The sequence below is a fragment of the Pseudomonas sp. S07E 245 genome, assembly GCF_019599025.1.
Classification (GTDB): Bacteria; Pseudomonadota; Gammaproteobacteria; order Pseudomonadales; family Pseudomonadaceae; genus Aquipseudomonas; species Aquipseudomonas shirazensis.
In genome coordinates this window covers 4,712,445-4,726,284 of sequence record NZ_CP080625.1, presented here as the reverse complement: position 1 = coordinate 4,726,284, position 13,840 = coordinate 4,712,445, and the positions used below count along the sequence as shown (strand labels likewise).

14 protein-coding genes are annotated in these 13,840 nt (G+C 64.3%); 13 read left to right on the top strand and 1 reads right to left on the bottom strand.

What is annotated here, in order from left to right:
- Window positions 1-31: 31 nt before the first annotated feature.
- The 13 genes from K3F44_RS21750 (at window position 32) to K3F44_RS21690 (ending at window position 12,952) form a co-directional block, all read left to right on the top strand.
- Complete coding sequence (locus tag K3F44_RS21750) at window positions 32-931, top strand: energy transducer TonB (protein ID WP_220632943.1); 900 nt, start codon at window positions 32-34, stop codon at window positions 929-931.
- A gap of 69 nt (window positions 932-1,000) precedes the next feature.
- The gene (locus tag K3F44_RS21745; protein WP_101315724.1) at window positions 1,001-1,570 is read left to right on the top strand and encodes a YqgE/AlgH family protein; all 570 of its coding nucleotides are present in this window, start codon (window positions 1,001-1,003) and stop codon (window positions 1,568-1,570) included.
- Window positions 1,570-2,001 (top strand): Holliday junction resolvase RuvX, encoded by a 432-nt coding sequence (ruvX, locus tag K3F44_RS21740; protein WP_101315722.1) that lies wholly within the window; start codon window positions 1,570-1,572, stop codon window positions 1,999-2,001. The genes K3F44_RS21745 and ruvX overlap by 1 nt, the downstream gene beginning before the upstream one ends.
- A gap of 51 nt (window positions 2,002-2,052) precedes the next feature.
- Window positions 2,053-2,571 carry a bifunctional pyr operon transcriptional regulator/uracil phosphoribosyltransferase PyrR gene (pyrR, locus tag K3F44_RS21735; RefSeq protein WP_103435772.1) on the top strand — a complete coding sequence of 173 codons (519 nt, stop codon included), beginning with the start codon at window positions 2,053-2,055 and terminating at the stop codon, window positions 2,569-2,571.
- Between the two features lie 12 nt (window positions 2,572-2,583).
- Window positions 2,584-3,588: an aspartate carbamoyltransferase catalytic subunit gene (locus K3F44_RS21730; RefSeq protein WP_101315718.1), complete on the top strand. Its 1,005-nt coding sequence runs from the start codon at window positions 2,584-2,586 to the stop codon at window positions 3,586-3,588.
- Window positions 3,585-4,856: a dihydroorotase gene (locus K3F44_RS21725; protein WP_220632942.1), complete on the top strand. Its 1,272-nt coding sequence runs from the start codon at window positions 3,585-3,587 to the stop codon at window positions 4,854-4,856. Before K3F44_RS21730 ends, K3F44_RS21725 begins: the two co-directional genes overlap by 4 nt.
- 295 nt (window positions 4,857-5,151) lie before the next feature.
- Window positions 5,152-5,682: an ATP-dependent protease subunit HslV gene (gene hslV, locus K3F44_RS21720; RefSeq protein WP_188035187.1), complete on the top strand. Its 531-nt coding sequence runs from the start codon at window positions 5,152-5,154 to the stop codon at window positions 5,680-5,682.
- 73 nt (window positions 5,683-5,755) lie between these two features.
- On the top strand, window positions 5,756-7,102 hold the full coding sequence (gene hslU / locus K3F44_RS21715; RefSeq protein ID WP_101315710.1) for an ATP-dependent protease ATPase subunit HslU: 1,347 nt from the start codon (window positions 5,756-5,758) through the stop codon (window positions 7,100-7,102).
- Between the two features lie 144 nt (window positions 7,103-7,246).
- The gene (locus K3F44_RS21710) at window positions 7,247-7,624 is read left to right on the top strand and encodes a gamma-butyrobetaine hydroxylase-like domain-containing protein (protein ID WP_101315708.1); all 378 of its coding nucleotides are present in this window, start codon (window positions 7,247-7,249) and stop codon (window positions 7,622-7,624) included.
- A gap of 352 nt (window positions 7,625-7,976) precedes the next feature.
- Complete coding sequence (phaC, locus tag K3F44_RS21705) at window positions 7,977-9,656, top strand: class II poly(R)-hydroxyalkanoic acid synthase (protein WP_101315706.1); 1,680 nt, start codon at window positions 7,977-7,979, stop codon at window positions 9,654-9,656.
- A 55-nt stretch (window positions 9,657-9,711) separates the two neighbouring features.
- Window positions 9,712-10,563: a poly(3-hydroxyalkanoate) depolymerase gene (gene phaZ, locus K3F44_RS21700; protein WP_101315704.1), complete on the top strand. Its 852-nt coding sequence runs from the start codon at window positions 9,712-9,714 to the stop codon at window positions 10,561-10,563.
- Window positions 10,564-10,650: 87 nt separating this feature from the next.
- Window positions 10,651-12,333: a class II poly(R)-hydroxyalkanoic acid synthase gene (gene phaC, locus K3F44_RS21695; RefSeq protein WP_220632941.1), complete on the top strand. Its 1,683-nt coding sequence runs from the start codon at window positions 10,651-10,653 to the stop codon at window positions 12,331-12,333.
- A gap of 4 nt (window positions 12,334-12,337) precedes the next feature.
- Window positions 12,338-12,952, top strand: a complete 615-nt coding sequence (locus K3F44_RS21690; protein WP_150571198.1) for a TetR/AcrR family transcriptional regulator — start codon at window positions 12,338-12,340, stop codon at window positions 12,950-12,952.
- A gap of 121 nt (window positions 12,953-13,073) precedes the next feature.
- On the opposite strand, the gene K3F44_RS21685 is transcribed toward K3F44_RS21690, so the two are convergent.
- The gene (locus K3F44_RS21685) at window positions 13,074-13,832 is read right to left on the bottom strand and encodes a phasin family protein (RefSeq protein ID WP_220632940.1); all 759 of its coding nucleotides are present in this window, start codon (window positions 13,830-13,832) and stop codon (window positions 13,074-13,076) included.
- Window positions 13,833-13,840 lie beyond the last annotated feature (8 nt).

The window sequence follows — 13,840 nt, the reverse complement described above, 5'->3', positions numbered from 1 at the left end:
GCTGCCCCGCCTGGCGATTGCTGGATACCCGATGACGCTGCCCGCTGACATCCCTGCCGACCTGCTGCCACCCCGCGTTCGCCCGGTGGACCGGCTTGGCTTTACCTTGTTTCTGGCTGCCCTGGTGCACCTGGCGCTGATCCTCGGGGTCGGCTTCACGGTGGTCAAGCCGAGTGAAATCCGCCACACCATGGATATCACCCTGGCAACCTTCAAGAGCGAGAAAGCGCCTGAGAAGGCCGACTTCCAGGCCCAGGACAACCAGCAAGGCAGCGGTACCCTGGACAAGAAGGCAGTGCCCAAAACCACCGAGCTGGCGCCGTTTCAGGACAGCAAGATCAACAAGGTCACGCCTCCGCCGGCCGCCAAGCGCGAAACGCCACCCGCTCCGCAGAAGGCCGCGGTCGCCACCACGGCAGCCAAGGTGCAGAAGGTCGAACCCAAGCCGAAGGAAACCAAGGCCCAGCCCAAGCCTCCTGCGGCGACCCCGGAATTTGACAGCTCGCAGCTGTCGAGCCAGATCGCCAGCCTTGAAGCCGAGCTGTCCAACGAGCAGCAGCTGTACGCCAAGCGGCCCAAGATCCATCGTTTGAACGCGGCTTCGACCATGCGCGACAAAGGTGCCTGGTACAAAGAGGAATGGCGCAAGAAGGTCGAGCGGGTCGGCAACCTCAACTACCCCGACGAGGCGCGCCGCCAGCAGATCTACGGCAACCTGCGCATGATGGTTTCGATCAACCGCGATGGCTCGTTGTTCGAGGTGCTGGTGCTGGAGTCGTCCGGCCAACCGCTGCTGGATCAGGCCGCGCAGCGCATCGTTCGCCTTGCCGCGCCGTTCGCGCCGTTTACCGGTGATCTGGCCGAATTCGACCGTTTGGAGATCATTCGTACCTGGCGCTTTGCCCGCGGCGACCGGCTGTCGAGCAACTAAACCGCGTCAGTGGTTTTTTCTCACAGCTTGCAGCTTGAAGCTGGCGTCGCCTGGCGCCACACTACCCCCATGAAAAACCTCACTCCGAGTTACCTCAAGCATCAGTTCCTGATCGCCATGCCGCACATGGCCGATCCGAACTTTGCCCAGACCCTGACCTATATCGTTGAGCACAACGCCAATGGCGCCATGGGCCTGGTGGTCAACCGGCCGCAGGAACTCAACCTGGCAGACATCCTCGAGCAGTTGCGCCCGGATGAAGAACCGCCGTTGAGTACCCTGCAAGTACCGATCTACATCGGCGGGCCGGTACAGACCGACCGCGGCTTCGTTCTGCACAGCAGCGAGCGCAGCTATGAGGCCACCATCGAGCTCGAAGGCCTGTCGCTGTCGACCTCGCAGGATGTGCTGTTTGCCCTGGCCAACGGCGAAGGCCCGGCGCAGAGCCTGATCACCCTCGGTTACGCGGGTTGGGAAGCCGGCCAGCTGGAGGCCGAACTTGCCGACAACGCCTGGCTCAACTGCCCATTCGACCCTGAAATCATCTTCAGCCTGGCCAGCGACCAGCGCCTGAGTGCGGCAGCAGCGTCGCTGGGCATCAACCTCAGCCTGCTGACCAGCCAGGCAGGTCACGCCTGATGGCCGAGGTGCGCCTGCTGCTGGGCTTTGACTACGGCACCAAACAGATCGGCGTCGCGGTTGGCCAGGTCATCACCGGCCAGGCCCGCGAGCTGTGCACCCTGCGTGCCCAGGACGGTATTCCGGATTGGGCCCAGGTGGAAAAACTGATCAAGGAATGGAAACCCGACGCCATCGTCGTTGGCCTGCCGCTGAACATGGACGGCACCCCCAGCGAGATGAGCGCCCGCGCGCAGAAGTTCGCCAACCGCCTGCACGGCCGCTACAACCTGCCGGTGCACACCCACGACGAGCGCCTGACCACCTTCGAAGCCAAGGGCGAGCGCATGGCCCGTGGCGGTCAGCGCGGCACCTATCGCGACAACCCGGTCGACGCCATCGCCGCCGCGCTGCTCCTGCAGGGCTGGCTGGAGGCCAATACCGGTCACTGATTCCACCTTTCGCTTTGCCGCCGGGTCTGCCGGCGCCCCGAGGAGCACGCAATGAGCCTACCCAACCCCGCCGAGTTGATCCGGCAGATGGCCGTCGACCTTCGCGCCCACCTGGCCCGCCGCAACATTGCCGAGCCGCGCTTCATCGGCATCCGCACCGGTGGTGTGTGGGTCGCTCAGGCGTTGCAGCAGGAGCTTGCCGACAGCAGCCCGCTGGGCACCCTGGATGTGTCGTTCTATCGCGACGACTTCAGCCAGAACGGCCTGCACCCGCAAGTGCGCCCCTCCGAGCTGCCGTTCGAGGTCGAAGGCCAGCACCTGGTGCTGGTCGATGACGTGCTGATGAGCGGGCGCACAATTCGCGCTGCCCTCAACGAACTGTTCGATTATGGCCGCCCGGCCAGCGTCACCCTGGTGTGCCTGCTCGACCTGGATGCCGGCGAACTGCCGATCCGGCCCAACGTGCTCGGCGCCACGCTGTCACTGGCAGCCCATGAGCGGGTAAAATTGACCGGCCCGGCCCCGCTCGCCCTCGAGCGCCAGGACCTTGCTACCGCTTCCGCCCTTTAAGAGTCCCCCGCGATGACGCCACTCGACGCCAAGCGCCCGCTGCAGCTCAATGATCAGGGCCAGCTGCGCCACTTCCTCTCGCTTGATGGTTTGCCCCGCGAACTGCTCACCGAGATTCTCGACACTGCCGACTCGTTTCTTGAAGTCGGCGACCGGGCAGTGAAGAAAGTCCCGTTGCTGCGCGGCAAGACCGTGTGCAACGTGTTCTTCGAAAACTCCACCCGCACCCGCACCACCTTCGAGCTGGCGGCCCAGCGGCTGTCGGCCGACGTCATCAGCCTGAACGTGTCGACCTCCTCGACCAGCAAGGGCGAGACCCTGTTCGACACCCTGCGCAACCTTGAGGCCATGGCCGCCGACATGTTCGTCGTGCGCCACTCCGACTCGGGCGCGGCGCACTTCATCGCCGAGCACGTGTGCCCGGACGTTGCCGTGATCAACGGTGGCGACGGCCGCCACGCGCACCCGACCCAGGGCATGCTCGACATGCTCGCCATTCGCCGCCACAAAGGCAGCTTCGAGAACCTCTCGGTAGCCATCGTCGGCGATATCCTGCACTCGCGGGTGGCCCGCTCCGACATGCTCGCGCTGAAGACCCTGGGTTGCCCGGACATCCGCGTGATCGGCCCGAAAACCCTGATCCCGGTGGGCATCGAGCAGTACGGCGTGAAGGTCTACACCGACCTCGCCGAAGGCCTCAAGGACGTCGACGTGGTGATCATGCTGCGCCTGCAGCGTGAGCGCATGGCCGGCGGCCTGCTGCCCAGCGAAGGCGAGTTCTACCGCCTGTTCGGCCTGACCACGGCGCGCCTGGCCGGGGCCAAACCGGATGCCATCGTCATGCATCCGGGGCCGATCAACCGCGGCGTCGAGATCGAATCGGCAGTCGCCGACGGTAAACATTCGGTAATCCTCAACCAGGTCACCTACGGCATCGCCGTGCGCATGGCGGTGCTGTCGATGGCCATGAGCGGGCAGAACACGCAACGACAACTGGACCAGGAGCACGCCCTGTGAGCATCAGTATTCTTGGCGCCCGGGTCATCGATCCGATTAGCGGCCTGGACAGCATCAGCGACCTGCACCTGGAAGCGGGCAAGATCGTCGCCATCGGCGCCGCCCCGGCCGGTTTCAGCGCCAGCCGCAGTATCGACGCCAACGGCCTGGTCGCCGCACCGGGCCTGGTCGACCTCGACGTCGCCCTGCGCGAGCCGGGCTACAGCCGCAAGGGCAACATCGCCAGCGAAACCCGCGCGGCCGTCGCCGGTGGCGTCACCAGCCTGTGCTGCCCACCGCAGACCAAGCCGGTGCTGGACACCTCGGCAGTGGCCGAGCTGGTGCTCGACCGTGCCCGTGAAGCCGGCAACAGCAAGGTCTACCCGATCGGCGCCCTGACCAAGGGCCTTGAAGGCGAGCAACTGGCCGAGCTGGTGGCCCTGCGTGATACCGGCTGCGTAGCATTTGGCAACGGTTTGAAGCAGATCCCCAACAACCGTACCCTGGCGCGCGCGCTGGAGTACGCCGCCACCTTTGACCTGACCGTGGTGTTCCACTCCCAGGACCATGACCTGGCCCTCGGCGGGCTGGCCCACGAAGGTGCGATGGCCAGCTTCCTCGGCTTGCCCGGCATCCCGGAAAGCGCCGAAACCGTCGCCCTGGCGCGCAACCTGCTGCTGGTCGAGCAAAGTGGCGTGCGTGCGCACTTCACCCATATCACCAGCGCCCGCGGCGCCCGCCTGATTGCCCAGGCGCAGGCACTGGGCCTGCCGGTCACGGCCGACGTAGCGTTGTACCAGCTGATCCTCACCGACGAAGCGCTGCGCGACTTCTCCAGCCTGTACCACGTGCAGCCACCGCTGCGCACCGCGGCGGATCGCGATGGCCTGCGTGAAGCGGTCAAGTCGGGGGTGATCCAGGCGATTTCCAGCCATCACCAGCCGCACGAGCGCGATGCCAAACTGGCGCCGTTTGGCGCTACCGAGCCTGGTATCAGCAGTGTCGAGCTGTTGCTGCCGTTGGCGATGACGCTGGTCGAGGATGGCCTGCTGGATCTGCCGACCTTGCTTGCGCGACTGACCAGCGGGCCTGCCCAGGCACTGCGCTTGCCGGCAGGTGAGCTGAAGGTTGGCGGCGCGGCGGATCTGGTGTTGTTTGATCCAAAGGCCTCGACCGTGGCCGGTGAGCATTGGCTGTCGCGCGGCGACAACTGCCCGTTCATCGGCCACTGCCTGCCGAGTGCGGTGCGTTATACGCTGGTGGACGGCCACATCTGCCACGAAGCCTGAGGCTTGGCGCGGCCGTTCCTGCACCGACCGCGAACACCGCGATCTGTAGGAGCGGCCTTGTGTCGCGAAAGGCCCGCACAGCGGGCCCGGCGATGTCGGCGGCGAAGCTGAAAAGTATGGGGCCGCTCCGCGACCCTTTCGCGACACAAGGCCGCTCCTACGCCGACCGCGTACCCCATCGGGCATCGCGTGGCCCTGAAGCCAACCATCCATCCGCCAAGGTTGAAATCTTTCCCCCCTCCCCCCATATGAGTCTGCATCAGGCATTTTCGCCCCGCTGCGTGGAGACTCTCCCTTGACTACCATCGTTTCAGTCCGCCGCCACGGCAAAGTCGTCATGGCGGGCGACGGCCAGGTATCCCTCGGCAACACCGTGATGAAAGGCAACGCGAAAAAAGTCCGCCGCCTGTACCACGGTCAGGTCATTGCAGGCTTCGCCGGGGCCACTGCCGATGCCTTCACCCTGTTCGAGCGCTTCGAAGGCCAGCTGGAAAAACACCAGGGTCACCTGGTTCGCGCCGCCGTCGAACTGGCCAAGGAATGGCGCACCGACCGCTCCCTGAGCCGCCTCGAAGCCATGCTCGCCGTGGCCAACAAAGACGCCTCGCTGATCATCACCGGCAACGGTGACGTGGTCGAGCCAGAAGACGGCCTGATCGCCATGGGTTCCGGCGGCGCCTTCGCCCAGGCCGCTGCCCGCGCACTACTGGACAAGACTGAGCTGTCGGCTCGCGAAATCGCCGAAACCGCGCTGCACATCGCCGGTGACATCTGCGTGTTCACCAACCACAACCTGACCATCGAGGAGCAGGACCTGGCCGAGTGATCAGTTGTTCTGGCGTCCCGCTCAGCGCGGGACTTTTCCACACTGATTACTGTGCCCGAGGACCGAATAGATCATGTCCATGACCCCCCGCGAAATCGTCCACGAACTCAACCGCCATATCATCGGCCAGGACGACGCCAAACGCGCCGTCGCCATTGCCCTGCGCAACCGCTGGCGGCGCATGCAGCTGCCGGCTGAGCTGCGCGCTGAAGTCACCCCGAAAAACATCCTGATGATCGGTCCGACCGGCGTCGGCAAGACCGAGATCGCCCGTCGCCTGGCCAAGCTGGCCAACGCGCCGTTCATCAAGGTCGAAGCGACCAAGTTCACCGAAGTCGGCTACGTTGGCCGCGACGTCGAGTCGATCATTCGCGACCTCGCCGACGCTGCGTTGAAGCTGTTCCGTGAGCAGGAAATCATCCGTGTGCGCCACCGCGCCGAAGATGCCGCCGAAGACCGGATACTCGATGCACTGCTGCCACAGGCCCGCAGCGCCAGCAGCTTTGCCGAAGAAGCCGCGCCGTCGAGCAGCGATACCAACACCCGTCAGCTGTTCCGCAAGCGCCTGCGCGAAGGCCAGCTGGACGACAAGGAAATCGAGATCGAAGTAGCCGAGAGCATGGGCGTCGACATCGCCGCTCCGCCCGGCATGGAAGAGATGACCAACCAGCTGCAGAGCCTGTTCGCCAACATGGGCAAGGGCAAGCGCAAGTCGCGCAAACTCAAGGTCAAGGAAGCGCTGAAGATGGTCCGCGAAGAAGAAGCGGGCCGCCTGGTCAACGAAGAAGAGCTCAAGGCCAAGGCCCTCGAAGCGGTCGAGCAGCACGGCATCGTGTTCATCGACGAGATCGACAAGGTGGCCAAGCGCGGCAATGTCGGCGGCGCCGATGTCTCCCGTGAAGGCGTACAGCGCGACCTGCTGCCGCTGATCGAAGGCTGCACGGTCAACACCAAGCTGGGCATGGTCAAGACCGACCACATCCTGTTCATCGCCTCCGGTGCATTCCACCTGAGCAAGCCGAGCGACCTGGTACCCGAGCTGCAAGGCCGTCTGCCGATCCGCGTCGAACTCAAGGCGCTCACCCCGGAAGACTTCGAGCGCATCCTGCAGGAGCCGCACGCGTCGCTGACCGAACAGTACCGCGAGCTGCTCAAGACCGAAGGCCTCACCATCGAGTTCGCGGCCGACGGCATCAAGCGTCTGGCCGAGATTGCCTATCAGGTCAACGAGAAGACCGAAAATATCGGTGCGCGTCGTTTGCACACCCTGCTTGAACGTCTGCTCGAAGAGGTTTCGTTCAGTGCTGGCGACCTGGCCAGCGCGCATGACGACACGCCGATCCGGATCGACGCCGAGTACGTCAACGGCCATCTGGGTGAGCTGGCGCAGAACGAAGATCTGTCTCGGTATATTCTGTAAGACCGCTGGGGGCTGCTACGCAGCCCTTTCGCGACACAAGGCCGCTCCTGCAGACATCGCGGTCCCCTGTAGGAGCGGCCTTGTGTCGCGAAAGGGTCGCGGAGCGGCCCCCATGGCCCTCAGCTCCGAAAGAGATCCCGACCCATGCCCCGCCTCCCAACCGCGATCAACCTGCACAAAGCCTCGAAAACCCTCGCCCTGACCTACGCCCCCGGCGAGGTCTACCAGCTGCCCGCCGAATTCCTGCGGGTGCACTCGCCTTCCGCCGAGGTCCAGGGCCACGGCAAACCCATCCTGCAATTCGGCAAGATCAACGTCGGCCTCATCGGCGTGGAACCGGCCGGCCAATATGCACTGAAATTGATCTTCGACGACGGCCATGACAGCGGATTGTTCACCTGGGAATACCTCGAACAACTCAGCCTGCGTCAGGCCGAGCTGTGGGCCGACTATCTCGACGAGCTGCGCAAGGCCGGCAAATCCCGCGATCCTGCCGAATCTGTGGTCAAGCTGATGCTCTAGCGCAAGGATTGTCATGTTTAGAGCGCATTTTCTAATTTGCTCTGCTTGAATGGCTTGATGCCAGCCAGGGTTTGGGCTGTCTTGCGCAATACATGAAAGTCGGGTAACCAATGGAGCTGGCAAGCTCCCTGCATTGCATTCAGCCAAGCAGGGCCGAGCCGGTTGTTGTAGAGGTCGCGAGCGAAAGCAGGCTGTCTTCACACGCAGAATCCCCCGCAGCTCATCACCACTACGCATCCGCTCGCCGCAGCGCTGTTCCTTATCACTGGTCACCCGAGCGATCTGTACCGGCATGTGCTGTGTATCTGCCTCAGCCAGCCGGTACTCGTCTCAGGACAACGGAGCGTCGTAGATGAGTAACAAGAACAACGATGACTTGCAGCGCCAGGCCTCGGAAAACACCCTGGGCCTGAACCCGATCATCGGCATTCGCCGCAAGGATCTGCTCAGCACGGCGCGTACGGTGTTGCGCCAGGCCATTCGCCAGCCGCTGCACAGCGCCAAGCACGTCGCCCACTTTGGCCTGGAACTGAAAAACGTGCTGCTGGGCAAGTCCAGCCTGCAACCGGCCGGCGACGACCGCCGCTTCAATGATCCAGCCTGGCAACAAAACCCGCTGTACCGACGCTACCTGCAGACCTACCTGGCCTGGCGCCAGGAGCTCAACGACTGGATCAGCACCAGCGACCTGTCGCCACAGGACATCAGCCGCGGCCAGTTCGTCATCGGCCTGATGACCGAGGCCATGTCGCCGACCAATACCCTGTCCAACCCGCAAGCGGTCAAACGCTTCTTCGAAACCGGCGGCAAGAGCCTGCTCGATGGCATGTCCAACCTGGCCAAGGACATGGTCAGCAATGGCGGCATGCCCAGCCAGGTCAACAAGGACGCGTTCGAAGTGGGCAAGAACCTCGGCACCAGCGAAGGCGCAGTGGTGTTTCGCAACGACGTGCTCGAGCTGATCCAGTACCGGCCGATCACCGAACAAGTGCACGCCCGGCCGTTGCTGGTGGTGCCGCCGCAGATCAACAAGTTCTACGTCTTCGACCTGAGCCCGGACAAGAGCCTGGCGCGCTTTTGCCTGCGCTCGCACCAGCAGACCTTCATCATCAGCTGGCGCAACCCGACCAAGGCCCAGCGCGAATGGGGCCTGTCGACCTACATCGATGCGCTCAAGGAAGCGGTCGACGCGGTGCTGGCGATCACCGGCAGCAAGGACTTGAACATGCTTGGGGCCTGTTCCGGCGGCATCACCTGCACCGCGCTGGTCGGCCACTATGCCGCGCTCGGCGAGAACAAGGTCAACGCCCTGACCCTGCTGGTCAGCGTGCTCGACACCACCATGGACAACCAGGTCGCGCTGTTTGTCGACGAGCAGACCCTCGAGTCAGCCAAGCGCCACTCCTACCAGGCCGGCGTACTCGAAGGCAGCGACATGGCCAAGGTGTTTGCCTGGATGCGCCCCAATGACCTGATCTGGAACTACTGGGTCAACAACTACCTGCTTGGCAACGAGCCGCCGGTGTTCGACATCCTGTTCTGGAACAATGACACCACGCGCTTGCCGGCAGCCTTCCACGGCGACCTGATCGAGATGTTCAAGAACAACCCGCTGACCCGCCCCCAAGCGTTGGAAGTGTGCGGCACGGCCATCGACCTCAAGCAGGTCAAGTGCGATATCTACAGCCTGGCCGGCACCGCCGACCACATCACGCCGTGGCAGGCCTGCTACCGCTCGGCGCATCTGTTCGGTGGCAAGATCGAGTTCGTGTTGTCCAGCAGCGGCCACATCCAGAGCATCCTCAACCCGCCAGGCAATCCCAAGGCGCGCTTCATGACCGGTGAAGATCGCCCGGACAGCCCGCTGGCCTGGCAGGAAAACGCCATCAAGCACGCCGACTCCTGGTGGCTGCACTGGCAAGCCTGGCTCGGCGAGCGTGCGGGCGAGCTGAAAAAAGCCCCAGCGCGGCTGGGCAATCGGGCCTATGTCGCCGGCGAAGCTGCACCGGGCACCTACGTTCACGAACGTTGAGCATGACCGCCACGGCCTAGCGCCGTGGCGCTTCGTTCCTCACAGAGTTTCGCGCATGCCGCAACCCTATGTTTTTCGCACCGTCGAGCTGGACGACCAGTCCATCCGCACGGCGGTTCGCCCAGGCAAGCCGCACCTGACGCCGTTGCTGATCTTCAACGGCATCGGCGCCAACCTTGAGCTGGTGTTTCCATTCATCGAGGCGCTTGACCCGGACCTCGAGGTAATTGCCTTCGACGTGCCCGGTGTGGGCGGCTCATCGACGCCGCGCCAGCCATATCGCTTTCCTGGCCTGGCCAAGCTGACCGCGCGCATGCTCGACTACCTCGACTACGGCCAGGTCAACGTCATCGGCGTGTCCTGGGGCGGCGCCCTCGCCCAGCAATTCGCCCATGATTACCCCGAGCGCTGCAAGAAGCTGGTGCTGGCGGCCACGGCGGCCGGTGCGGTGATGGTGCCGGGCAAGCCCAAGGTGCTGTGGATGATGGCCAGCCCGCGGCGTTATGTGCAGCCATCCCATGTGATACGTATCGCCCCGCTGATCTACGGCGGCGCGTTTCGCCGCGACCCGGAACTGGCTGCCCGGCATGCCGCAAAAGTGCGCTCGGGCGGCAAGCTCGGTTATTACTGGCAACTGTTCGCCGGCCTTGGCTGGACCAGCATTCACTGGCTGCACAAGATCAGCCAGCCGACCCTGGTGCTGGCCGGTGACGATGACCCGTTGATTCCGCTGATCAACATGCGCCTGCTGGCCTGGCGCATCCCCAACGCCCAGTTGCACATCATCGACGACGGTCACTTGTTCCTGATTACCCGGGCCGAAGCGGTGGCGCCGATCATCATGAAGTTTCTCGAGCAGGAACGGCAGCGCGCACGGATGCACCCGCGCCCCGCCAGCGGCACCTAGCTACACCTGTGCATCTGGCGCTGTTCGGGCAGTGACGCCGCGACCGCGCTGGTGCAACCGACGCCATCACAACGAGGGAGTGTTGTCATGCAAGAAAAGCCGGCCAAAGGCAACTCACCCGCCCCGGTCACGGTGATGAATGTGCAGAACGCCATCACCGGCCTGCGCGGTCGCGACCTGATTTCGACACTGCGCCAGGTTGGCCGTCAGGGCCTGCGCGATCCGCTGCACACCGCCCGCCACCTGCTCGCCCTGGGCAGCCAACTGGGCCGGGTGATGCTCGGCGATTCGCCGCTACAGCCGCACCCGCGTGACACCCGCTTTGCTGACCCGACCTGGCTGGACAACCCGCTGTACCGACGCGGCCTGCAGGCGTATCTGGCCTGGCAGAAACAATCGCGGCTGTGGATCGAGCACAGTTCACTGTCGGCAGATGATCGCGCCCGCGCGCAGTTTCTGCTCAACCAGATCAACGACGCGCTGGCGCCGAGCAACTCGCTGCTCAACCCGCTGGCCGTCAAAGAGCTGCTCAACACCGGCGGGCAGAGCCTGCTGCGCGGCCTTGGCCACCTGCTTGACGACCTGCGCCACAACGACGGCATGCCGCGCCAGGTCGACCAGAGCGCCTTCGCCGTGGGTGGCAACGTGGCCAACACGCCCGGCGCGGTGGTGTTTCGCAACGAGCTGCTGGAGCTGATCCAGTACCAGCCGATGAGCGAGCAACAGCATGCGCGGCCGCTGCTGATCGTGCCGCCGCAGATCAACAAGTACTACATTTTCGACCTCAGCCCCGGCAACAGCTTCGTCCAGTACATGCTCAAGAACGGCCTGCAGGTGTTCATGGTCAGCTGGCGTAACCCGGAACCGCGTCACCGCGAATGGGGCCTGTCGAGCTACGTGCAGGCGCTGGAGGAAGCGCTCGATGCTTGCCGCAGCATTACCGGCAACCGCGACCCGAACCTGCTCGGCGCCTGCGCCGGCGGCCTGACCATGGCGGCCTTGCAAGGCCATCTGCAGGCCAGGAAGCAACTACGCAAGGTGCGCAGCGCGACCTATCTGGTGAGCCTGCTCGACAGCCAGTTCGACAGCCCGGCCAGCCTGTTTGCCGACGAGCAGACAGTCGAAGCCGCCAAGCGCCGCTCCTACCAGCGCGGCGTGCTCGACGGCGCTGAAGTGGCGCGGATCTTTGCCTGGATGCGGCCCAACGATCTGGTCTGGAATTACTGGGTCAACAACTACCTGCTCGGCAAGACCCCGCCGGCCTTCGACATCCTCTACTGGAACGCCGACAGCACGCGGCTGCCGGCAGCCCTGCATGGCGACCTGCTGGACTTTTTCAAGCTCAACCCATTGGCCCACGCCGATGGCCTGGAGGTGTGCGGCACGCCGATCAATCTCAAGCAGGTCGAGCTGGACAGCTTTCATGTCGCCGGCAGCAACGATCACATCACGCCCTGGGATGCGGTGTACCGCTCGGCGCTGCTGGTCGGCGGCAAGCAACGCTTCGTGCTGGCCAACAGCGGCCATATCCAGAGCATCATCAACCCGCCCGGCAACCCCAAGGCCTACTACCTCGACAACCCACGCCTGAGCAGCGACCCGCGCGCCTGGTTCCATGATGCCAAGCGCAGCGAAGGCAGTTGGTGGCCACTGTGGCTGGAGTGGATCGGCCAGCGCTCGGGGCCGCTGAAAGCTCCGCGCAGCAGCCTGGGCAACACCACCTATCCACCCCTGGCGCCGGCACCTGGCACTTACGTATTGGTGCGCTGACTCGATGAAGACCCGTGACCGTATCCTTGAATGTGCCCTGCAGTTGTTCAACCAGCAGGGCGAACCGAATGTGTCGACGCTGGAAATCGCCAACGAGCTGGGCATCAGCCCGGGCAACCTGTATTACCACTTCCACGGCAAGGAGCCGTTGGTCAACGGCCTGTTCGAGCGCTTCGAAGAGGCCCTGATGCCGCTGCTCGATCCGCCGCTGGACGTGCGCCTGGACGCCGAGGACTACTGGCTGTTCCTGCACCTGATCGTCGAGCGCATGGCCCAGTACCGTTTCCTGTTTCAGGACCTGTCGAACCTGACCGGGCGCCTGCCCAAGCTGGCCCGCGGCATGCGCAGCCTGATCAACGCGATCAAGCGCACCCTGGCGGCGCTGCTGGCCAGCCTCAAGGCGCACGGACAGGTCACCAGCGATACTCAGGCGTTGGGGCAGTTGGTCGAGCAGATCACCATGACCCTGATGTTCTCGCTGGACTATCAGCGCGTGATCGGCCGCGCGGCCGACGTCGGGGTGGTGGTGTACCAGGTAATGATGCTGGTGGCGCCGCATCTGCAAGTGCCCGCACGGCGAGCGGCGGAGCAGTTGGCGATGAAGTATCTGGAGGGGTAGACCTGAGGTTCCGGCGTTGGGGCCTTCGCGGGCAAGCCCGCTCCCACGGAGCCTGCGCTGAGCTGCTGATCGGCGCTGTACCTGTGGGAGCGGGCTCGCCCGCGAAGAAGACGACGCGTTATCAGATCAGGGTATCGGTACCCGTTGGTGCCGACGGCGTGCTGCTGCCCGGAGCCGCGGCAGATGCGGGTGCTGCGGTAGCGGCCGGAGCGGCGCTGGCTGCCGGTTTGGCCGGCGCTTTCTTCGGCGCAGGCTTCTTCGCTGCCGCTGCCTTGGCCACTGCCGGTTTCGCCGCAGGCTTGGCAGCTACAGACTTGGCCGCCGGCTTGGCTACAGGCTTGGCCGCTGCGGTTTTAGCCGCTGGTTTGGCGGCTGCCGTTTTGCCTGCAGGCTTGGCGCCGGCGGTTTTGGCGGCTGCTTTGGCCAACGGTTTTGCAGCAGATTTGCTCGCGGCCGCCTTGGACACCGGCGTCACCGACGCGCCAGTCAGCTTCTCGATCTGCTTGGTCAGCGTGTCGACCTGCTGGTGCAGCGCCTTGATCTCGTTGCGGCTCGGTACACCGAGGCGCGAGATAGCACTGTTGAGGCGCTTGTCGAAGGCTTCTTCCAACTCGCCCCACTTGCCCAGCGCGCGCTCCTTGACGTCGGCAACGCGCGAAGAGGTTGCCGACTTGGCTTCATCAGCTGCCGAATCAACGGTCTTCTTCGCCTGCTTCTCGGCTTTTTCGCCGTCCTTGACCAACGAATCAAACAGCTTGGGGCCGTCCTGATCGACCTTGGAGTAGATACCCAGGCCAGCCAACCAGATCTTGCGGGAGTACTTCTCGATTCCGCCGATCCAGGAGCCGCCTTCTTTATCGATATTCTTCTTGCCAGCCATCCTGCTCT